The following is a 20,001-nucleotide window of genomic DNA, read 5'->3' on the forward strand; positions in this document are numbered from 1 at the left end:
TTCGTCACGCTCCGGGAGGGAGCTAGTTCTGGATTCTGCCCGATCGTATGACGACTGGCTAGGGCGAACGGATAGATCGTCGCATCTCCGACTGGTCGAACGGACGATACCCGACCGCCCGCTCGGTACGCGACCCCTGACAGCCGGCCCTCCACCAGGGCCGTCCGGTACGTCCACGGCACCGTCCGGCGTACCCGGCGCCGACCCGTACCGGCGGTGGCTCCACCGCTCGGCGGGACCGCCGGGCGCGCTACGCCGACGGGCCGATCACGCTGGGTGGCGTGACGTCGGGCGGCTCAGGTCGCTCCACCCTGGCCGGTCTCCCCGTCGGCCGGCGGGGTCGAGGGCCGGGGGAACATCCTGGTGGCCGCGATGCCGGCGGTGATGCCGGAGTTGTCCAGCGCCTCGGCCAGCCGGCGGCGCAGTTCTCGGGAGACCGGGAACTGCCCCTCGGCGGTGGTCTTGGCGATCGTCCGGATCACCGACCCGTCCACGGTGATCTGCTCGACCCCGAGCACCTCGGGCGGCTCCACCAGCTCCGGCGCCAGCTCCGGGTCGAGCGCGACCGAGGCGGCGGCGGTCCGCAGCACCGCGGTGGCCTCCTCGGTACGGGCGAAGCCGATCGGCATGTCCACCACCACCATCGCCCAGCCCTGGCTCTTGTTGCCGACCCGGATGATCTCGCCGTTGCGGATGTACCAGACCACCCCCCGGGCGTCCCGGACGGTGGTGATCCGCAGGCCGACCGCCTCGACCACCCCGGTCGCCTCGCCGAGGTCCACCGTGTCACCGACCCCGTACTGGTCCTCCAGCAGCATGAAGAGCCCGGCCAGCAGGTCCTTGACCAGCGTCTGGGCGCCGAACCCGAGGGCCAGGCCGGCGATGCCGGCACTGGCCAGCAGCGGGGCCAGGTCGAAGCTGAGCTCGCTGAGGATCTGCAGCACGGCGATCGCGAAGACCACCGCCGTGGTCATGCTGCGCAGCACCGAGCCGATCGCCTCGGCCCGCTGCCGGCGCCGTTCGGGTACGACCGCCGACGGGTCGGGCGCGGCACTGGGGATCCGCTCCCGCAGCGGCCGGAGCACCGCGGGGATGCGGCTCTCCGAGGTGCTCCGCACCAGCCGGTTGATGGTCCGGTGCAGCAGGAAGCGGAGCAGGATCGCCACCAGCAGGATCAGCACGATCGTGGCCGGCTTGATCAGGAAGAGGTTGCTCCCCTCGGCGAACCACGCCGACTTGGTCACCCGCCAGACCTGGTCGCAGACGGGGTTGTCCAGGCAACTCGGCTTGGGCTCCGGCGTCTCGGGCTGCGGCATTCCGAGCACGGCGGCAGTGATCAGCGTCGCGGGGTTCACGAGTGCCTTCGTACCGTACCGGTGTCCGGCGGTCTCGGCCGACCCGCCGGCACGTGGCGGACGCCCCCTCCCGCGGCCGACGTCCCCGCCGCCGTCGGACGGGGTGACGGGACGGAACCGGTCATCTTGCCACGGGACGTGAAAGCTTTCTGCGGGACCCCGGATTAGTACGTGCAATCGCGGCAGCTATCGGGGACTATTGGCGCACGGACGCCGGTGATCTGCCGGCGTCGGCCGTGGTCTTGGCCTCCGGTCGGTGCCTGCTGCCGACCGGCGCCGGGGGCGGGGCCGGCACCAGGCGGGCGAGGGAGCGGACGAGAACAACCGAGAGGGTGAGCGCGATGCCTGACATACGACCCACGGTGGGCTCCGGAGCGTTGGTGCTCAATGCCACCTATGAGCCGCTGTGTGTCGTTTCAGTGCGTCGAGCCGCCATCCTGGTTCTCTCCGCCAAGGCTGTCTGCGTGGCCGACGGGGAGGGGATCCTGCACAGCGCCCGCAACTCCCTGCCGGTGCCGTCGGTAGTCCGGCTGACCCGGTTCGTCCGGGTGCCGTACCGGACGCACGTCGGGCTCTCCCGCCGGGCCATCTTCGCCCGGGACAACTGGCGCTGCGTCTACTGCCGAGGCCCGGCCGAGACCATCGACCACGTCTTCCCGCGCAGCCGGGGTGGCCGGCACGCCTGGGAGAACGTCGTCGCGGCCTGCGCCAAGTGCAACCACACCAAGGGCGACAAGACCCCGGCGGAGCTGGGCTGGCGGCTGCACTCGCTGCCGGCCGCGCCGAAGGGCATCGCGTGGCGGGTGCTCGGCCACCGGGCGCCGGACCCGCGCTGGGCGGACTGGCTGGACCTGCGCGAGGCCGAGGCGGCCTGAGCCGGCGGACGTTGCCGCCGGCGGACGGCCGCCGCGACGAGGTTGGCGCCGGCGGGTGCGGGGCGACGCCGGTCGACGGTGCGGCAGGGCTGGCCGACGACTGCGGCAGGCCGGTCGACGGTGCGGCAGCGGGCTGGGTGACGGTGCGGCAGCCGGTTGGGTGACGGTGCGGCAGGTGCCCGGCGCGGGCTCAGGTGTGCCGGGCCGAGACCAGGGACGCGAAGACGATGACGTTGTCGGCGTACCCGGTGGAGCCGCCGACCCAGCGGCCGCCGCAGGTGATCAGCCGGAGTGACGGCCGGCTGAAGTCGCCGTAGACCCGGTCGACCGGCAGTTCCGACTTGTTGAACCGCTTGACGGAGTTGACCTCGAAGACCGCCACCGACTCGTCCTCCCGGTCGACCTCGATCTTGGCCCCGGGGCGCAGCCCGGCCAGGTCGTGGAAGACGGCCGGCCCGGTCCGGGTGTCGACGTGACCGACGATCACCGACGGCCCGTACTGGCCTGGGGTCGGGCTCTGGCTGTACCAGCCGGCCTCGTCGCGCCGGTCCGACGCCGGTACCTCGATGGTGCCGTCCCCGGCGACGCCGACCGGATGGACCGGTGCGGTCAGGTCGAGCGACCGGATGCCGATCCCGACCGGCGGGCTCGACTCCAGCACCGGAAACCTCCGGGGCGGCGCCGGAGCGCCGAACGGCATTCCGCTGGGCAGCAGGGTGATCCCGGTGACGCTCTGCACCCCGAACAGGGTGACGAGCAGGCCCAGCAGCAGGGTGATCACGGGTACCGGTCCGGGGCGGCGGGCCCATCGGCGCCGGCTCGCCCGCCGGGTCGGCCGGTACGGTGCGGCGTCCAGGGTGCCGGGCGGGGTGCCGTCGGCCGGATCCGGGCTGGTGATGCTCGCTGCGGTGGCCTGCCGGGCGAGCCGGGCCGTGCGGCGCCGCCACCGGCCGGTACGCGCCCACCACCGGCCGGTCCGACCCCGCCACGTGCCATCGCCCGTGGGGAAGCGGAACATGCCCCGTCCGCGGGTCAGCTACTCGGTTCGGTACGCCGCCGCCGGCCGGCCACCCCGAACCCGATGGCGAGCACGACGATGCCGAGACCACCGGCGATCATCAGCGTCCCGCCCGGGCCGCCGGCCGTACCGCCGCCACCCGCGGCCGGCCCCTGGCTGCCCTGACTCATGTTCACCACGGTCAGCGTGGTGGTGGCGTTGTTGCCGTTCTGCTGGCAGCTCAGGTTGACCGCGTACGCCCCCGGCGCCTTGCTGCCCGGAATCGTCACCGACGCGGTGAGGAAGCCGTTGTCGGGACGTACGATCACCCGGCCGAACGCGTCCGAGTGCACCGTGGCCTGCTGGTTGTTCGCGCCGTCGCAGCTCGCCCGGATGTTGACCCGGCTACCCGCCTGCGCCGTGTTCGGGGTGACCTCCACGAAGGTGTTCGGTCCGGCCTGTACCGCGCTCACGTTCCCGAACAGCGGCCCGGGGACCAGGGCGGCGACGGTGACGCCGGCGGCGATCGTACGGCCGACGACCTTGGCAGTGAGCATGACTTCCCTCCCCGGCGGTGCATCCCTCAGCCGGCACCCGTCGCGTCCGCGCGGTCGGGTGCCGACCCGTCTCGTCGGGGAACGTGTTCCCACCGACCCGCCGCGCACACGCTCCCGGGTGGGCCGACAGCCGGACGAACGCCCTGGTCAGGTACTTGACGCGGGGGGAATCGGGAGCACCGGGTGCCAGTCCAGCGGACTGGAGAGCACCATCGTGCTCGACGGCTGCCCGTACGGGGCGAGACGGTCGATGACCTGCTCGAACGCCTCGATCGACTCGGCCGCGACCTTGAGCATGCTGCAGGCGTCCCCGGTGATCCGGTGTATCTCCAGGATCTCCGGCCAGTCCGGCACCTCCGGGTCCCGGAGGATGCACCGCGCCCCGTAACAGGACATCCGGATCATCGCGACCACGTTCCGGCCGGCCCGGGCCAGGTCGACGTGCGCGTGGTACCCGGTCACCACGCCGGATTCCTCCAGCCGGCGGACCCGTTCGGCGACGGCCGGCGGGGAGAGGTGGACCCGGCGGGAGAGTTCGCTGAACGAGAGCCGGGCGTCGGCCTGGAGTTCTCGCAGCAGTGCCCAGTCCATCTCGTCCATAACCGCTCACTCTCCGTGACATGATCGCGAATCCCGGATCGACCTTTCAAACGTTAAGCCACTCCGTCGCCGAACCACACAACCACCGGATCTCGCCGCGTACCGCCGTTGGTCCGGCATTCCGTTCGGCGGCGGAGCGGAGAGATCATGACGGTAGCGCGTAACGGAACGGAGGCGACGGTGGAGAGGACCCAGCGGCAGCGGCGACCCGGCCGACCCCGGGTACGCCCGGCGAACGCCGCGCAGCGGGCCGCCCGGGCGGCGGCCAACGGTGGCGAGCCGACCCTGGAACCGGTCGAGCGGACGCCGTACGACGCGTACGTGCACGCGAGTACGCTGCACCGCCTCCAGCAGCCGCTGAGCCGGGATCCCGGTGAGATGTCGTTCCTGATGGTCAGCCAGATCATGGAGCTGTACTTCGGGCTGACCTGCTTCGAGCTGCGTGAGGCGCGGCAGCGGCTGCGCGCCGACGACCTCTGGGCCGCGCTGGCCCCGCTGCACCGGGCCGCCCTGCACCTGGAGGGGCTGAACGCGGCCTGGCGGGGGCTGCGCTGGATGACCCCGGCGGACTTCAACCGGTTCCGCAACCTGCTCGGCGAGGGCTCCGGGTTCCAGTCCGCGATGTACCGGCAGTTGGAGTTCCTGCTCGGGCTGAAGTCCGCCACCCTGGTCCGGCCGTTCCACCGGCAGCCGAGGGTCTACGCCGAACTGGTCGAGACGCTCCGGGCGCCGAGCCTCTGGGACGAGGTGACCGCCCTGCTGGCCCGCCGGGGCTTCGCGCTGCCGGACGCGCTGCTGCACCGGGACTTCTCCGCCGAGGCCGAGCCGAGCGCCGAGCTGACCGCCGCCTGGGTGGAGATCTACGCCGACACCGGGCCGGACAACCACCTGCGACAACTGGGTGAGACTCTGGTGGAGATCGCCGAGCAGTTCGACGACTGGCGCCACCAGCACCTCAAGGCGGTACGCCGGACCATGGGCGCGAAGGTCGGCACCGGGGGGTCGGCCGGCGCGGCCTGGCTGCGCCGGAGCATGGCCAGGGAGGTCTTCCCCGAGTTGTGGGCCGCCCGGACGGACATGTAGTCCGGACCGTTACCGCCCCGGAGCGTGCGGGGGGCCGGCGACCCAGGAGTACCGCCCCGGTGTACCGGGGGGCGAGCGACGCAGGAGTACCCGCCCCGGGGTGCCGGGGGCGAGCGACGCAGGAGTGGGCCCCCGGAGTGCCGGGGGCGAGCGACAGAGGAGCAAGAGCGGATGATGACCCCCGAGCAGGAGGAGGCGGCCCGGCGCCGCGACGAGGCCGACCCCGGTCACCGGCACCTGTTCCACGTGCCCCCGGCCGAGGGCGGCCGGTACGCCGAGGCCGCCTACCTGGTCGGCAACTCCCTCGGGCTGCAACCCCGGGCCGCCCGGGCCGACCTCGACGCCGAGTTGGAGACCTGGGCCCGGCTCGGGGTCTCCGGCCACTTCGCCGGTGACCGGCCCTGGGTGCCGTCGTACCGCTCGCTCACCGGGCCGAGCGCCTCGCTGGTCGGCGCGCTGCCGGCCGAAACCGTGGTGATGAACTCGCTGACGGTCAACCTGCACCTGCTGATGGTGTCGTTCTACCGGCCGACGGCCGGCCGGGACCGGATCCTGATCGAGGATGCCGCCTTCCCGTCCGACAGCTACGCGGTGCGCAGCCAGGCCCGGCACCACGGGTTGGACCCGGACGAGACCGTCGTCCGGCTGCGCCCCCGCCCCGGCGAGGAGACCCTGCGTACCCAGGACGTGGTCGACTACCTCGACCGGGAGGGGCAGCGGGTGGCACTGGTCCTGCTCGGCGGGGTCAACTACCTGACCGGCGAGCTGATGGACATCCCGGCGATCACCCAGGCGGGGCACCGGGCCGGCGCCCTGGTCGGCTGGGACCTCGCGCACGCGGTCGGCAACGTGCCGCTGGCGCTGCACGACTGGGACGTGGACTTCGCCGCCTGGTGCACCTACAAATACCTGAACTCCGGTCCGGGGGCGTTGGCCGGGGCGTTCGTGCACGAGCGACACCTCGGCGACCCGGCGGTCGACCGGTTCGAGGGCTGGTGGGGCACTGACGAGGCGACCCGGTTCGAGATGGCCCCGGTCTCCCGGCCACCGGCCACCGTGGAGGCCTGGCTGATCTCCAACCCGCCGGTGCTGGCGATGGCGCCGATGCGCAGCGCCCTGGCCATCTTCGCGCAGGTCGGAATGCCCGCGCTGCGGGCCCGCAGCGAGCGGTTGACCGGCTATCTGGAGGGACTGCTCGACCAGCTCACCCCGAGCCGGCCGCTCACCGTGCTCACCCCGCGGGAGCCGGACCGGCGCGGCTGCCAGCTCTCCGTCCGGATCGGCCGGGGCGGGGCCGCCGCGCTGACCAAGCGGTTGTCCCAGGAGTACGGGGTACTCGTCGACGACCGGGAGCCGGACGTGATCCGGCTGGCCCCGGTCCCGCTCTACTCGACGTACCACGACTGCTGGCGGGCGGCCGAGGCGCTGGCCCGACTCGTCGACGAGACGTGATCCCGACCGTCCTCCGGCCCGAGCGGCCGGGCTCCGGGCGACCGCGAGCGGGCCGGATCGGCACCCCGAGATCTGGTGGGCCTCGGTTTCCGATACCGTGAACGGCGACCGGGTCGGTCGGGTGGACAAGGTCGTCACCTGCGCCGACCGGGCACGATGATCCCGTTTTCGCCTGGGGGCGTTGAGGTTGTCTGTTTCCGACACGTTGCTGGTCTTCGTTGCCATCCCGGCTGCTGCGGTGCTCGTGATCACCGTGCTGGCCCGGGCCGGCAAGAGCGGCCGTAACGCCCGGCGGTACCGCCCGGGGCGGCCCTTCGAGTTCACGCCGGTCTGGTTCCTCTCCTCGCCCGAGCACCTGACCGAGTCCGCCCGGACGGCGCTGCCGGCCGGCGCGGAGGCCCGGGCGCTGACCAGCGGCGAGATCGAGACCATCAGCGCGCCGAAGCGCGCTGGCGTGACAGGGGGCGCAAGTGACCGCTGGTAAGAGCGTGGCGACGGCCGAACGGCCCGAGGCCGAGGTCGGGCCGAGCGCCACCCCCCGGCCGAACGTGCTCGACGGGCCGTTCACCACCCGCCAGCTCCTCCGGATCGACGAGGCGCTGCGGATCGCCGACGAGTCCACCGGCCTGGTCTTCACCGTCTACGTCGGGCCGCTGACCGAACCGGTACGCGAGCACGCGCAGCGGCTGCACCTGGAGCTGGCGGACCCGGCCCGCGCCGTCCTGGTCGCGCTCTCGCCGAACCAGCGGGTGCTGGAGGTCGTCACCGGTGCCGAGGCGCGCAAGCGGATCCCGGACCGGGATGCCAAGCTGGCCGCGCTCTCCATGGTGGCCGCCTTCGGTGGCGGCGACCTCACCGGCGGCATCGTCAGCGGCCTGGACCAGCTCGCCACCCGGGCCGGCCGCTCCGCCTGACGTCGCACCCGCCCGGCCGGCGACCCGCCCCGAGTGGGCCTCCGGCGGCCGGTCAGGGCAGCGAGACCTGGTGTCAGGGCAGCCAGGTGCCGGGGGCGACCTGGACCGGGAAGGGCAGCTCGACCAGCTCCGTGCCGGTCGGCCGCCTCGGCGGGCGTTCCGGCTGCTGCGGGAACGGATCGGTGCAGCTCGTAGTGGCCGGCGGGGGCGCGCAGGTAGAGGTGGGCGACCGGGCCCCGCTCGGCCCGTTCGATCCGCCAGTACGACTCGATGCCGGCCTCGGCGTACAGGCCGGCTTGGGCCGACGGTCGCCCCGCACCGCCGCTGGGCCAGAGCCGGTGGACGGAACCGCTGGGACCGAACTCGCGATCGGCCCGCCGGGCCCGAGTCGGCGAACGGAGCGCCGGGCCGCCCGGTGGCCGTACCCGAATCGTTTCCGGACGTGACGACGGCGCCGGGCGCCGGATCGGATCCGGCGCCCGGCGGCGGTCAGTTCGACGGCCAGGTCAGGACGGTGACGCGGCGTCCTTGGCCCGGGCCTTCAGCGCCCGCACCACTCCGTCCCGGCCCTCGGCGACCAGCCGGCGCAGCGGCGCGGGATGCCCCGACTCGGTCAGCCAGGCGTCGGTCAGCCGGATGGTCTCCTCGGTGATCTGGTACGCCGGGTAGGCCAGCATGACGAACTCCTGCGCCGGCTCGCTGTCCCGCTTCTTCCAGATCTGGCCGACGACCTGGAAGAACCGCTCGGCGTACGGGGCGGCCAGCTCGACCTGCGCCGGATGCTGGAAGCCCTGGAGCAGCGCCCGGTGCCGCCAGTTCGGCAGCGCCTCGTCCCCGGTCAGGGTGCGCCACACCGTCGTCTTGTTCTCGGCGGTGGGCACCAGCGCGTGCGCGAGCGCGGCCTCCCGCTCGCCGCTCGACGTGCGGTCCGCGGCCAGCTCGGAGTCGATCTCGGGGCGCCCCGCCGCGCCACCCGCGACCAGGGCACGCAGCACCGTCCAGCGCAGCTCGGTGTCGATGGTCAGCCCGTCCGGCACCCCGGCGCCGTCCAGCCAGCCCCGGAGCACGGCCAGCTCCTCGTCGCTACGGGCCGCCGAGGCGTAGGTCCGGGCCCAGGCCAGTTGCAGACCGCTACCCGGCTCGGCGGCGCGCAACGCGGTCGCCGCCGTACCGGCGAAGTGCGCCCAGCCGGTCGGTGCCCACTCCGGCGCGGCGTACGAGGTGAGCGTGGCGGCGACCTGCCGCAGCGTCGCGGTGACCAGGTTGATGTCGGTCTCGGCGGGCAGCCCGGCCAGCGCCAGCGCCACGTAGTCCCGGGCGGAGAGTTCGGCGTCCCGGACCATGTCCCAGGCGGCGGCCCAGCACAGGCCCCGGGCCAGCGACGACTCGAACGCGGCGATGTGCCGCACCACCGTCGCCATCGACCGATCGTCCAGCCGCAGCTTGGCATAGGTCAGGTCGTCGTCGTTGAGCAGCAGCACGTCCGGTGCGGCCACGCCGGTGAGCTGGGTCAGCTCGGTACGCTCGCCGGCCACGTCGACCTCGATCCGGTCCCGCCGGACCAGCCGGTCGCCCCGCAGGTCGTAGAGGCCCACCCCGATCCTGTGCGTACGCAGCGTCGGGTGCTCGCTCGGCGCCTCCTGCCGGATCACCACCGACTCGTACGTGCCGTCCGGGCCGATCGACACCTCCGGGCGGAGCGTGTTGACCTGGGAGGTCTCCAGCCACTCGGCGGCGAACTTGCGCAGTTCCCGGCCGGAGGCCGCCTCCAGCTCGCTGAGCAGGTCGTCGAAGGTGGCGTTGCTCCAGGCGTACTTGCCGAAGTAGCTGCGCAGGCCCTCCAGGAACGGTGCCTCCCCGACGTACGCCACGAGCTGCTTGAGCACGCTGGCGCCCTTGGCGTACGTGATGCCGTCGAAGTTGACCTCGACGGCCTCCAGGTCCGGCATCTCGCAGTAGACCGGGTGGGTGGAGGAGAGCTGGTCCTGCCGGTAGCCCCAGTTCTTGCGGATGGAGAGGAAGGTCGTCCAGGCGTCGGCGAACCGGGTGGCGTTGGTGTTGGCCCAGTGGCTGGCCCACTCGGCGAACGACTCGTTCAGCCACAGGTCGTTCCACCAGCGCATGGTGACCAGGTCGCCGAACCACATGTGGGCCAGCTCGTGCAGGATCGTGTTGGCCCGCTGCTCGTACTCGAAGTCGGTCTCCTGGGACCGGAACAGGTAGTGCGCCTCGGCGTGCGTGACGCAGCCGAAGTTCTCCATCGCGCCGGCGTTGAAGTCCGGCACCCACACCTGGTCGTATTTCGGCAGCGGATAGCGGACGCCGAACTGCTGGTGGAAGAAGTCGAAGCCCTGGGTGGTGATCAGGTTCAGGTCGGCCGAGTCGAGGTACGGCGCCATGCTGGTCCGGCAGAAGTAGCCGAGGTCGACACCGTCGTGGGTGTACCGCACCTCGTGGTAGGGGCCGGCGCAGAGCGCGGTGATGTAGGTGCTCATCCGGACCGACTCGGCGAAGTGGACCGTCTTGGTCTCGGCGCCGGCCGACTCCTCGCCGCTGACCGGCATGTTGGAGATGACCCGCCAGTGCGCCGGCACGGTGGCGTGCCAGGTGAAGACGCTCTTCAGGTCCGGCTGGTCGAAGCAGGCGAAGACCCGCTGCGCGTCGGCGGTCTCGAACTGGCTGTAGAGATAGGTCTCGCCGTCCACCGGGTCGACGCTGCGGTGCAGCCCCTGACCGCTGGAGGAGTAGAGGAAGTCGGCATCGACGACCAGGGTGTTCTCGGCGGCCAGACCGGTCAGGGTGAGACCGTCCTCGGCCGACCAGCCGGAGAGGTCGACCGGGGCGCCGTTCAGCGTCGCGGCGCGTACCGAATCGGCGGCCACCTCGATGAAGGTGGCGGCGCCGGGCTCGGCGCACCGGAACCGGACCTCGGTCGTCGAACGGAAGGTGCGGCCGTCCGCGCCCTGCCCGGCGGACGACAGGTCCAGGCGGATGTCATAGCCGGTGACGTCGAGCAGACGACCCCGCTCCGTCGCCTCGACCTGGGTCAGGTTACGCACTCCTGGCACGTGAATCTCCATCCGGTCTTCCCGCTGGCTATCTCCGTTGACAGCGTCGAGCCATCCCCACGGCTCGACGTCGAGTGTTTCATGCCGGCGGGATTGCCACTGGTGCTCCAGGTCACGGTCTCATCCCGCTGTCGGTGGCGGGTCCCTGGGGTGAAGATCTGTAACGGTGTCGCCGATTCCGGCCTCCCCGACGACGAAGGGAGTCGCGCCGTGTCCGAGCGCGCGTCCGTGGACATGTTCTTCGACCCGATCTGCCCGTGGGCCTGGATCACCTCCCGTTGGCTGCTGGAGGTGGAGAAGGTCCGGGCGGTCGACATCCGGTTCCGGGTGATGAGCCTCTCGGTGCTCAACGAGGGCCGGGAGGACCTTCCCGAGCAGTACCGGGAGGGACTGAAGACCGCCTGGGGCCCGGTGCGGATCTGCATCGCGGTCGAGCAGCGGCACGGTTCCGAGGCCGTCGCCAAGCTCTACACCGCGCTCGGCAACCGGATCCACCTCGCCAAGGAGGACCGCGGGCCCGAGCTGTACCGGGCGGCGCTGGCCGACGTCGGGCTGGACCCGGTGCTCGCCGAGGCCGCCGACTCGACCGAGTACGACGAGGCGCTGCGGGCCAGCCACAACGCCGGGATGAAGCCGGTCGGCCAGGACGTCGGCACGCCGGTGATCCACGCTCCCGGCCCGGTGCCGGGGGAGACCGTCGCGTTCTTCGGCCCGGTGATCACCCCGGCCCCGAAGGGCGAGGCGGCCGGCCGGCTCTGGGACGGCGTACTCCTGGTCGCCGGCACCCCCGGCTTCTACGAGCTGAAGCGGACCCGTACCGAGGCGCCGAGCTTCGACTGAGCGCACCCCGGGCGGCCCGGCCGGTACGCCACCGGGCCGGGCCGCCCACGGGGTGGAAACGGTCGGGGTATCCGTACGCCGGGTCCGGCACCGCCGGTAGCGTTCCCGCACATGACGGTCGTGCATCCGATCACCCGCGCCTGGGTCACCACTGGCGGCACCGGCGCCCAGAACTACGACGAGTTCGCCGACGACGCCGAGATCACGGCGATCATCCGGGACAACCCAGCCAGCGCACTCGCGATCGAGATGCCGCACCGGGCGCCGGAGAGCCTCGGGCGGTCGTTCACGGACGCGCTGCCCGACGCGGTCACCCGGTTGGCCCAGGCCCGGGCCGACGGCAGCTACACCCCGGCCGAGCAGGTCGTGGTGCTCTACCGGATCACCGCGCCCGGCGAGGAGCCCGGTTACGGAATGTTCGCCATGGTCGACACCGACCAGATCTCCACCAGCGCGGACGAGCCCGGGCTGGTGATCCGGAACGAGGACGTCTTCATCGCCAAGGTGCGGGAGCGGGTGGCGCTGGCCGAGGCGACCGGCCATCTCCTCTCACCGGTACTGCTGCTCCAGACCGGCAACCGGGCGGGCGGCGGTGAGGCCGGCGGCGACGACGGTCCGGGGCGGAACGCAGGCGAGGCGCTGCACCGGGCACTGGCCGAGGCCACCGACGCGGCCGGTGCGCCGGCCGCGACCGACATCGACCAGGCGGGGCGTACCCACGCCATCTGGCTGCTCGGGCCGGGGCCCGGCCAGGACGAGTTGCTGGCGCTGGCCGGCGGCGGTGAGCTGGTCGTCGCGGACGGCAACCACCGCAGCCTGGCCGCGCAGATCGGTGAGCTGCCCCGGTTCCTCGCGGTGATCACCACACCCGCCTCGGTGGCGATCCAGCCGTACAACCGGCTGGTCAGCGAGCTGACCAGCACCCCGGACGAGCTGCTCGACCGGCTGCGCGCGGCCGGCGCCCGGGTCGAGCCGGTGCCCGGTCCGGCGGCGGTACCGGACTCCGGCGGCACGATCCAGCTCTACGCGGCCGGCACGACCTACGCGGTCACATTCCCCGCCGGTTCCGGCGGCGGAGTGGAGAATCTGGACCACGCGCTCGTCGAGCGGGTGCTGCTGCGGGACGCGCTCGGGCTCGACCCCGGCGACAAGCGGATCACGTACGTCGGTGGGGACTATCCGGCGCGCTGGCTGGTCGGCGAGGTCGACGCGGGCCGGGCGGAGCTGGCGGTCCTGATCGCCCCGGTGACCGTGCAGGACTTCGTCGCGGTCAACCTGGCCCGGCAGAAGATGCCCCGGAAGAGCACCTGGTTCACCCCGAAGGCCCGGGCCGGCCTGGTCCTGGCCGAGCTGGGCCGGGAGGCGGCGGAGGCGCCACCCGGCTGACGGCGGGCGGGCTGACGGCATGGGGCTCCGCGCCCTGTGGCCGGGCGCCTGGAAGCTGTTCCGGGCGCCCGGGTGGCATCCTCCGGCCGGATCACGCTGTGATCTGTCCGGCTGTCGCCGTGCCTGCCGGCGGGTGGCCGTGGCGGGCTGACAGACTGCGCGGTATGCGCGTCTACTTGGGATCCGACCATGCCGGCTACGAACTGAAGGTGCACCTGGCCAACCACCTGGCCAAGCAGGGCTACGAACTGGTGGACGTCGGGCCGTTCCTCTTCGACCCGGACGACGACTACCCGGTGTTCTGCCTGCACAGTGGCGCCCGGGTGGTGGCCGATCCGGGCAGCCTGGGCGTGGTGATCGGCGGCTCGGGCAACGGCGAGCAGATCGCCGCCAACAAGGTGGCCGGGGTACGCGCGGCTCTCGCCTGGAACGTCGAGACCGCCCAACTCTCCCGGGAGCACAACGACGCGAACGTGGTCGCGATCGGTGCTCGCCAGCACACCCTGGACGAGGCGACGGCGATCGTGGAGGCGTTTCTCACCACGCCGTTCTCCGGCAACGAGCGGCACGCGCGACGGATCGGGCAGGTCGCCGAGTACGAGCGCTCCGGCGCGCTGCCGGCACTGCCGGCGTCGTAGCGGGGCCGAGCCGCCCGCCCCGCTGGCCGGCGGCGGGCGCTCAGCGGCCGCCGCGCGGCAGCTCGTCCCGGGGCACCCAGTTGCGCCGGACCAGCACCAGCCGTTCGGCCGCCTCGGCGAGGTCGGCCTCGGTCGGTCGGGCCGCGTCCCGGGCCCGCATCGCCGCCCCGACACTCACCTGGGAGGCGCCCGAGCCGATCAGCCCGCGCAGGCCGCGTTCCGCGTCGCGGTCGTCCCCGGCTCCGGGTCCGGTGCCCGGGTCACCGCCGCGACGGCCCTCCGCGGGCTGGCCGCCGCCACCACTCGACGGGTCGTGCCGCAGCCTCCGCCGCCGACGCTCCGGATCGGTCATGTCCCCTCCTCGCTCCGCTCGGTCATGCCGCCTCCTCGCTCCGCTCGTCGACGTCATGACCTTTAAGGCTGGGCTGGCTGATGCCCTCGCTCCGCTCGAACATGCCGCCTCCTCGCTCCGCTCGTCGACGTCATGACCTGTAAGGCTGGGCTGGCTGATGCCCTCGCTCCGCTCGAACATGCCGCCTTCTCGCTCCGCTCGTCGGCGTCGTGAGTGGCAGGTTCGAGCCGGCCGGGACCCTGGCGCGGACGGTCACGTGCCGACCCTACCGGCCGGCGCCATCCCGCTCGCGGGATCGGAAGCTCGCCGGGCGGGCGGCACGGGGTGCCGGCCGAAGGGGGCGGCACCGGTCGATGCTGGCTCGGCGCGGTGTGTACCGGCTGGCTACCCTCGGAACTGGGACGGGTTCCGGGCCCGAGCCGATGGGGAGGACAGGACAGATGGCAGACCAGACGCAGCCGTGGGCCGAGCGGACCGTCGAGATGCCGCCCGGTGCGGAGGGACCGGGGATGCCGCCGGGTCCCGAGGGCTTCCGGCGGGGTGTGGCGCAGGTCGGGGTGCCGCGGCCGCGTACCGAGCCCGAGGCGCCGCACGAGCCGACCGGTACCGGGTGGCCGGTGGCGGAGCAGGAGCGGCAGCAGCTCCCGCCGGGTTACCACTGGCGGCAACTCCGCATCGGGCGGCACTGGAGCATGCTGGGGGGTCTCTTCGCCTTCGTCTGCTGGGGGATCTGGGCGATCTCGGCCCGGGGCGACCTGACCAGTCCGGTGGTGACCTTCGTGCTCACCCTCTTCGTCGCGGTCGGCCTCTTCGGGCTGGCCCGGCTGGTCGGCCGGGTGGTCTGGGAGCGCCAGCTCGGCCGGGTACGCCGCAGTGCCCGGGGCGCGCACCTGGTCACCGGGCTCTTCCTGGCCGGGGTCGGGGTGGCGTACCTGCGCCAGACCGAGTGGGTCGTCGACCTGTGGAACTGGGTGGCGGGGCTCTGAGCGGGGCCGTACCGGTCTCCGGCCGGGACCGTCGGTCGGGATCAAGGGTCGATTCGGACAGGTGTCGATCGAAACGACAAATCACAATTTGGTCACTCGATAGTTACTGAGCGCGTGGCGGCCGATTACTCGGCGCTACTATTCGGTCTCCGTCCTCCACCGGAGGTTGCCACGGTGACCCTGCTCAGCGTGATAGTCCCGGTCTACCAGGTGCGGGAGTACCTGGCCGACTGCCTGGACTCCATTCTCGACACGTCCTTTCGCGACCTTGAGCTGGTGGCGGTGGACGACGGTTCCAGCGACGGCAGCGCGGCGATCCTGGCCCGGTACGCCGAACGCGACTCCCGGCTGGTGGTGGTCACCCTCGACCGCAACCAGGGGCTCGGGGCGGCCCGCAACGCCGGCCTGTCCCGGGCCACCGGCGAGTACGTGTGGTTCGTCGACGGCGACGACTGGCTGCCCGAGGGAAGCCTCACCGCCGTCGCCGAGCGGCTGGCCCGAACCCGGCCGGACCTGCTGGTCACCGCATACACCCGGTACTACCCCAACGGCGGGACCCGGCACCTGTCGCTCTCCCAGGTCGGCGCCGGGAGTCCGGTGCCGGAGACGTTCACGCTGGGGGAGCGACCGGCCCTGCTGTCGGTGCTGCACATCACCTGCAACAAGGTGATCCGGCGCCGGTTCCTCCTCGACCTGGGCCTGACCTTCGGCCCCGGCTGGTACGAGGACGTCTCGTTCAGCTTCCCGCTGATGCTCGCCGCGCGGCGGATCACCCTGCTGGACCGGTGCTGTTACGCGTACCGGCAGCGCCCGGAGGGGGCGATCACCGCGACGGTCAGCGAGCGGCACTTCGAGGTCTTCGGGCACTGGGACCGGGTCCTGGCCGGCCTGGACGCCGACCCGGCGGTGCCGGCCGAACTGCGGCACCTGATCTTCCAGCGGATGATCTGGCACCTGTTGCAGGTGCTCGGCCATCCCCGGCGGGTGCCGCCGAGCCGCCGTCGCGAGTTCTTCGCCGAGATCGTCACCCGGTACCGGGCCCACCTGCCACCGGCCGGCTACCAGCCGCCGGGCGGCGCCGCCGGGCTCAAGCACCGGCTGGTCGGTCGCGGCGCGTACGGGCTCTTCACCGCGCTCCAGGCGGCACGGCGGGCGCACGCCGGCGTGGTGACCCGGGCCCGGCACCCGCGATCCGGCGCGCGGCAGGCGGCCGGCACCACCGGGTCGGCCGCGCCGGCCGTACCGGGCAGCCGCGCCGAGGCGGTACCCGGTGAGGTGACCGACCGGGTGGGCTGAGCACGCTCCCGGTAGCGGCGTGGAACTCGGCGCGCCGGTCGAGGGCTGCCGCTGGGGGTCTCGACCAATCGGCGCGCCGGTCGGGGGCTGCCGCTGGGGGTCTCGATCAACGGGCAGCGGCTGACCGTACCCCCGGAGGCGATCGCGGGCTGCCGGGTCAGCCGTGTTCGCCGAGCGGGCCGACCCGCCAGCCCCGGCGGAGGCACTCCTCCAGCAGGTACGGCAGTGCGGCGAGGCTGGCCCGCCACGCACCCGGTGCGGAGGTGCAGTCGGAGTCGTGCAGCAGCACCGTTCCGCCGCCGGCCAGCCCGCCGCGCAGCGTGTCGAGTACCGAGGAGCGGGTCGCCGACCGGGTCCAGTCCCGTCCCCAGCAGGTCCAGAGCACCGGGGTCAGGTCCAGCCGGCGCGCGGCCATCAGGGCGGCGGCGCTGAGCACCCCGTACGGCGGGCGGAAGAACCGGGGTACCCGGCCGGTCACCGCACCGATCAGCTCGCGGGTCCGGGCCAGGTCGCGGTAGGTCGCGTGCGGGCCGCGGAGCAGCAGGTTCTGGTGCGCCCAGCCGTGCACCGCCACCTCGTGCCCGGCGGCGGCGAGGTCCAGGCCGAGTTCCGGTGCCCGGGCCAGCATCGACCCGAGCAGGAAGAACGTCGCGCGGGTCTGGTGCGCGGCCAGGGTCTCGACGAAGAGCGGGGTGGAGGCCGGGTCGGGGCCGTCGTCGAAGGTGAGCGCGACGTGCCCCGGGGAGCCGCGTCCGCTCAGCCGGGGGAAGAACCGCAGCCGTACCCCGGGCAGCACCGTCAGGGCCGGCACCACCTGGGCGGCCAGCGCGGCACCGACGGTCGTCGCCGGTACCGCGCGTCCGCGCACTCGTTCCTCCACCCGCCGCACCATCGCGGACGCGGTTACCCGCGCGGCCGGTCTTCATCCTCACCCGGACGGGTGGCTTGCCCCGGTTGCACCGGTCTTCCGCGTCTCCGGTACTCCGTGCCGTCCTGCCCGATCGGCGGAGTTTGTCGGAGCTTCGGTCGGGTAGCCGGCGCCCGGCGATCCGGGGAGGTTCGGGACGGGGGAGCGGGATGCGCGGGCGACCTGCGGCGCGGGTAGCGGTGATCACCGGAGCGAGTGCCGGGGTGGGCCGGGCGACGGCCAGGCTGCTGGCCCGCCGGGGGATGCGGCTGGCCCTGCTGGCCCGGGGTGGGAGCGGCCTGCGGGGCGCGGCCGAGGACGTCCGTGCGGCCGGGGGTGTGGCGCTGCCGATCGAGACCGACGTGGCCGACCACCGCCAGGTCGAAGCGGCGGCGGACCGGGCGACCAGCGAACTCGGGCCGATCGACCTGTGGGTCAACAACGCGATGGCCTCGGTGTTCGCGCCCTTCACGGAGATCGGGCCGGAGGAGTTCCGGCGGGTGACCGAGGTCTGCTACCTCGGGTACGTCCACGGCACCCGGGCCGCGCTCGACCGGATGCTGCCGCGCGGGACCGGCACGATCGTGCAGGTCGGGTCGGCACTGGCCTACCGGTCGATCCCGCTGCAGTCCGCGTACTGCGGCGCGAAGCACGCCATCGTCGGGTTCACCGAGTCGCTGCGCTGTGAACTCCTGCACGACCGGAGCCCGGTCCGGCTCACCATGGTGCACCTGCCGGCGCTGAACACCCCGCAGTTCGACTGGGTGCTGTCCCGGCTGCGCAACCGGGCCCGACCGGTGCCACCGATCTACCAGCCCGAACTGGCGGCCCGGGCCATCGTGTACGCGGCCGACCGGCCGGGCCGGCGGGAGTACTGGGTCGGCGCCTCGACGGTCGGCACCATCCTCGGCAACCGGTGCCTGCCCGGGCTGCTCGACCGGTACCTGGCCCGGACCGGGTACTCCGGCCAGCAGACGGAGCAGCCGGCCGACCGGAGTCGACCGGCCAACCTCTGGCACCCGGTCGACGACGGCACCGGGGCGGACCCGGGCGCGCACGGCGCGTTCGGCACGCCGTACCGGACACGGAGTCCGCAACTCTGGCTGTCCCAGCACCGCGGCGTGGTGACAGCGGGTCTCCTCTCGGCCGGTACGGTGGCCGGTGTGCTGTTCGGCACAACACCCTGGCGCAGGCGGTGACCGGAGAATCACCGAACGACCATCCTGGACACGTTTCCGCACGTCGGAGGGGTGGGAACGCGCATGGTAAATAGCCGACAGCAGCTAGTCGATAATGGCGGGCAAAGCACGTCCTTCGATGCCTCCGACACGCGGTGATTACTGATAGTCGTTGCCTGGCAACGCCTTTAGCCGCGAACGGGTCTTGCCATTCCGGAAGTGAAACCGGGTATGCTGTCTGCCGTTCATAGCCGCCGGATACCGCGTGGTCCGGCGCTGATCGCCGCCTAATCGCCACACGGCGAGCCGGGGACCCACGCACCCCTGGGGTGAATCCGCGAGAGCGGTAGGGACCACTTCCATCCCGAACCCGTCAGCTAACCCGGTCGGCGGCCGACGGAAGGGATACATGTGAGGGCACCCCTACGCCGAAGGCTGGCGACTGCCCTGGCACTGCTCACCGCCGCAGCTCTGGTCGTGGTCCCGTCGGAGGCGTCGGCGGCGCCCGCGCCGAAACCGGCCCCTCAGGAAGAGGCCGACTCGCCGGTGCTCGGAGACGTGCTCGCCAGTGCCGGCAAGCGGCTCGCCGAGGCGAAGGCCGAACGAACCAAGTCCCAGCGGCGGCAGCAGCAGCTCGGCAACCAGTTGAAGCAGGCGGAGGCCCGGCTGGCGGCACTCACTCCGGAGGCGAGCGAGATCGCGGCCGAGTCCTACCGCAGCGGCAAGCTCAGCGCCATCGCGATGCTGCTGAGCAACAACTCTGCCGACTCCTCGTCCAGCGCGTTCATGGAGCGGGCTTCGGCGCTCAACGAGCTGAACCTGTTCAACAACAGCAAGCTCCGGGCGCTCAACGAGGCGCGGGACGCGGTCGGCACGGCCAAGAAGGCGATCGACGAGGAGGTCGCCAAGCAGGCCGCGCAAGAGAAAATCATCAAGAAGCAGCAGTCGGACGCGAAGAAGGCGCTCGCCCTGGTGGGCGGCAACTCGCGCCCCGACAAGGGCCTGGTGGCGGCCACATCGCCGGTCGCCCGTCCCGGGCCGGGGATGGCGGACGGCTTCCCGGGGTTGCCCTGCAACCGGGACGACCCGACCACCGGCGGCTGCATCACCGCCCGGACACTCCACATGTACAACGAGGTGCGCCGGGCGGGCTTCAAGAGGTTCGTCGGCTGCTTCCGGCCCGGTGGGCCGTTCGAGCATCCGAAGGGCCGCGCCTGTGACTGGTCGCTGCGCAACTCGGGGTTCAGCCGGGCCGCCAACGACGACCAGATGAAGTACGGCAACGACCTGTCCGCGTTCCTGATCCGTAACGCGGACCGGCTCGGCATCCTCTACGTGATCTGGTACAAGGAGATCTGGTTCCCGGACGAGGGCTGGAGTTCCTACAGCGGTCCGAGCGACCACACCGACCACGTGCACGTCTCCATGCTGTAGGCCCGAGCCAACTTCGACCGCCCCGTCACCTGCCCGCCAGGTGGCGGGGCGGTCGCGTTGTGCGGACAGCTCGCGCGCCGGCT

Annotated in this window: 19 protein-coding genes and 1 riboswitch; of the genes, 12 read left to right on the forward strand and 7 right to left on the reverse strand. The window is 72.6% G+C overall.

Features of this window, described 5'->3' with window-relative positions; all coding sequences use genetic code 11:
* Positions 1–296: 296 nt before the first annotated feature.
* Complete coding sequence (locus tag ACQEVC_RS16750) at positions 297–1,316, reverse strand: mechanosensitive ion channel family protein (RefSeq protein ID WP_432891463.1); 1,020 nt, start codon at positions 1,314–1,316, stop codon at positions 297–299.
* 380 nt (positions 1,317–1,696) lie between these two features.
* Here ACQEVC_RS16750 and ACQEVC_RS16755 point away from each other — a divergent pair, with 380 nt between their 5' ends.
* Positions 1,697–2,230 carry an HNH endonuclease gene (locus ACQEVC_RS16755; RefSeq protein ID WP_203861391.1) on the forward strand — a complete coding sequence of 178 codons (534 nt, stop codon included), beginning with the start codon at positions 1,697–1,699 and terminating at the stop codon, positions 2,228–2,230.
* A 190-nt stretch (positions 2,231–2,420) separates the two neighbouring features.
* Here ACQEVC_RS16755 and ACQEVC_RS16760 read toward each other — a convergent pair whose 3' ends face one another.
* The 3 genes from ACQEVC_RS16760 to ACQEVC_RS16770 form a co-directional block, all read right to left on the reverse strand.
* A complete protein-coding gene (locus ACQEVC_RS16760) occupies positions 2,421–3,248 on the reverse strand; it encodes a class F sortase (protein ID WP_432878224.1) in 828 nt (275 codons plus the stop codon).
* A gap of 14 nt (positions 3,249–3,262) precedes the next feature.
* The gene (locus ACQEVC_RS16765; protein WP_432878227.1) at positions 3,263–3,784 is read right to left on the reverse strand and encodes a hypothetical protein; all 522 of its coding nucleotides are present in this window, start codon (positions 3,782–3,784) and stop codon (positions 3,263–3,265) included.
* Positions 3,785–3,931: 147 nt separating this feature from the next.
* Positions 3,932–4,384 (reverse strand): Lrp/AsnC family transcriptional regulator, encoded by a 453-nt coding sequence (locus tag ACQEVC_RS16770; protein WP_432878229.1) that lies wholly within the window; start codon positions 4,382–4,384, stop codon positions 3,932–3,934.
* A 180-nt stretch (positions 4,385–4,564) separates the two neighbouring features.
* On the opposite strand from ACQEVC_RS16770, the gene ACQEVC_RS16775 reads away from it, so the two are divergent.
* The 4 genes from ACQEVC_RS16775 to ACQEVC_RS16790 all read left to right on the forward strand — a co-directional run bounded on the left by ACQEVC_RS16775 (position 4,565) and on the right by ACQEVC_RS16790 (position 7,833).
* Positions 4,565–5,467, forward strand: a complete 903-nt coding sequence (locus ACQEVC_RS16775) for a tryptophan 2,3-dioxygenase (RefSeq protein ID WP_432891466.1) — start codon at positions 4,565–4,567, stop codon at positions 5,465–5,467.
* Between the two features lie 171 nt (positions 5,468–5,638).
* On the forward strand, positions 5,639–6,919 hold the full coding sequence (kynU, locus tag ACQEVC_RS16780; RefSeq protein WP_432878231.1) for a kynureninase: 1,281 nt from the start codon (positions 5,639–5,641) through the stop codon (positions 6,917–6,919).
* A 187-nt stretch (positions 6,920–7,106) separates the two neighbouring features.
* Entirely contained in the window at positions 7,107–7,403 is a 297-nt protein-coding gene (gene ctaJ, locus ACQEVC_RS16785; protein ID WP_432878233.1) for an aa3-type cytochrome oxidase subunit CtaJ, read from the forward strand.
* Positions 7,404–7,407: 4 nt separating this feature from the next.
* Entirely contained in the window at positions 7,408–7,833 is a 426-nt protein-coding gene (locus ACQEVC_RS16790; RefSeq protein ID WP_412102706.1) for a DUF5130 family protein, read from the forward strand.
* A 506-nt stretch (positions 7,834–8,339) separates the two neighbouring features.
* Here the strand turns inward: ACQEVC_RS16790 and pepN are convergent.
* The gene (pepN, locus tag ACQEVC_RS16795; protein ID WP_432891470.1) at positions 8,340–10,892 is read right to left on the reverse strand and encodes an aminopeptidase N; all 2,553 of its coding nucleotides are present in this window, start codon (positions 10,890–10,892) and stop codon (positions 8,340–8,342) included.
* A 219-nt stretch (positions 10,893–11,111) separates the two neighbouring features.
* On the opposite strand from pepN, the gene ACQEVC_RS16800 reads away from it, so the two are divergent.
* From ACQEVC_RS16800 to ACQEVC_RS16810, 3 genes are all read left to right on the forward strand, one after another.
* Entirely contained in the window at positions 11,112–11,741 is a 630-nt protein-coding gene (locus ACQEVC_RS16800; protein WP_432878235.1) for a mycothiol-dependent nitroreductase Rv2466c family protein, read from the forward strand.
* A 111-nt stretch (positions 11,742–11,852) separates the two neighbouring features.
* Positions 11,853–13,127, forward strand: coding sequence for a DUF1015 family protein (locus ACQEVC_RS16805; protein ID WP_432878238.1), 1,275 nt, complete (start codon positions 11,853–11,855; stop codon positions 13,125–13,127).
* 164 nt (positions 13,128–13,291) lie between these two features.
* The gene (locus ACQEVC_RS16810; RefSeq protein ID WP_318394980.1) at positions 13,292–13,765 is read left to right on the forward strand and encodes a ribose-5-phosphate isomerase; all 474 of its coding nucleotides are present in this window, start codon (positions 13,292–13,294) and stop codon (positions 13,763–13,765) included.
* A gap of 40 nt (positions 13,766–13,805) precedes the next feature.
* Here ACQEVC_RS16810 and ACQEVC_RS16815 read toward each other — a convergent pair whose 3' ends face one another.
* Positions 13,806–14,117 (reverse strand): hypothetical protein, encoded by a 312-nt coding sequence (locus tag ACQEVC_RS16815; protein ID WP_432878242.1) that lies wholly within the window; start codon positions 14,115–14,117, stop codon positions 13,806–13,808.
* A gap of 440 nt (positions 14,118–14,557) precedes the next feature.
* On the opposite strand from ACQEVC_RS16815, the gene ACQEVC_RS16820 reads away from it, so the two are divergent.
* Complete coding sequence (locus ACQEVC_RS16820; protein ID WP_432878245.1) at positions 14,558–15,103, forward strand: hypothetical protein; 546 nt, start codon at positions 14,558–14,560, stop codon at positions 15,101–15,103.
* A gap of 174 nt (positions 15,104–15,277) precedes the next feature.
* Positions 15,278–16,399 (forward strand): glycosyltransferase family 2 protein, encoded by a 1,122-nt coding sequence (locus ACQEVC_RS16825; RefSeq protein ID WP_432878248.1) that lies wholly within the window; start codon positions 15,278–15,280, stop codon positions 16,397–16,399.
* A gap of 157 nt (positions 16,400–16,556) precedes the next feature.
* Here the strand turns inward: ACQEVC_RS16825 and ACQEVC_RS16830 are convergent, their stop codons facing one another.
* On the reverse strand, positions 16,557–17,267 hold the full coding sequence (locus tag ACQEVC_RS16830; protein WP_432878251.1) for a polysaccharide deacetylase family protein: 711 nt from the start codon (positions 17,265–17,267) through the stop codon (positions 16,557–16,559).
* A 209-nt stretch (positions 17,268–17,476) separates the two neighbouring features.
* On the opposite strand from ACQEVC_RS16830, the gene ACQEVC_RS16835 reads away from it, so the two are divergent.
* Positions 17,477–18,505, forward strand: coding sequence for an SDR family oxidoreductase (locus ACQEVC_RS16835; protein ID WP_432878254.1), 1,029 nt, complete (start codon positions 17,477–17,479; stop codon positions 18,503–18,505).
* Positions 18,506–18,758: 253 nt separating this feature from the next.
* Positions 18,759–18,892, forward strand: a riboswitch (cyclic di-AMP (ydaO/yuaA leader).
* A gap of 3 nt (positions 18,893–18,895) precedes the next feature.
* Complete coding sequence (locus ACQEVC_RS16840; RefSeq protein ID WP_432878257.1) at positions 18,896–19,918, forward strand: coiled-coil domain-containing protein; 1,023 nt, start codon at positions 18,896–18,898, stop codon at positions 19,916–19,918.
* The last annotated feature ends 83 nt before the right edge of the window (positions 19,919–20,001 follow it).

The sequence above is a fragment of the Plantactinospora sp. CA-294935 genome (assembly GCF_050936445.1).
Taxonomy (GTDB): Bacteria; Actinomycetota; Actinomycetes; order Mycobacteriales; family Micromonosporaceae; genus Plantactinospora.

Bases quoted from the DNA above. Each gene is read 5' to 3' on its own strand.
- ACQEVC_RS16750 (WP_432891463.1), bottom strand. From the start codon at position 1,316: ATGCCGCAGCCCGAGACGCCGGAGCCCAAGCCGAGTTGCCTGGACAAC.
- ACQEVC_RS16755 (WP_203861391.1), top strand. From the start codon at position 1,697: ATGCCTGACATACGACCCACGGTGGGCTCCGGAGCGTTGGTGCTCAAT.
- ACQEVC_RS16760 (WP_432878224.1), bottom strand. From the start codon at position 3,248: ATGTTCCGCTTCCCCACGGGCGATGGCACGTGGCGGGGTCGGACCGGC.
- ACQEVC_RS16765 (WP_432878227.1), bottom strand. From the start codon at position 3,784: ATGCTCACTGCCAAGGTCGTCGGCCGTACGATCGCCGCCGGCGTCACC.
- ACQEVC_RS16770 (WP_432878229.1), bottom strand. From the start codon at position 4,384: ATGGACGAGATGGACTGGGCACTGCTGCGAGAACTCCAGGCCGACGCC.
- kynU (WP_432878231.1), top strand. From the start codon at position 5,639: ATGATGACCCCCGAGCAGGAGGAGGCGGCCCGGCGCCGCGACGAGGCC.
- ACQEVC_RS16805 (WP_432878238.1), top strand. From the start codon at position 11,853: ATGACGGTCGTGCATCCGATCACCCGCGCCTGGGTCACCACTGGCGGC.
- ACQEVC_RS16810 (WP_318394980.1), top strand. From the start codon at position 13,292: ATGCGCGTCTACTTGGGATCCGACCATGCCGGCTACGAACTGAAGGTG.
- ACQEVC_RS16815 (WP_432878242.1), bottom strand. From the start codon at position 14,117: ATGACCGATCCGGAGCGTCGGCGGCGGAGGCTGCGGCACGACCCGTCG.
- ACQEVC_RS16820 (WP_432878245.1), top strand. From the start codon at position 14,558: ATGGCAGACCAGACGCAGCCGTGGGCCGAGCGGACCGTCGAGATGCCG.
- ACQEVC_RS16835 (WP_432878254.1), top strand. From the start codon at position 17,477: ATGCGCGGGCGACCTGCGGCGCGGGTAGCGGTGATCACCGGAGCGAGT.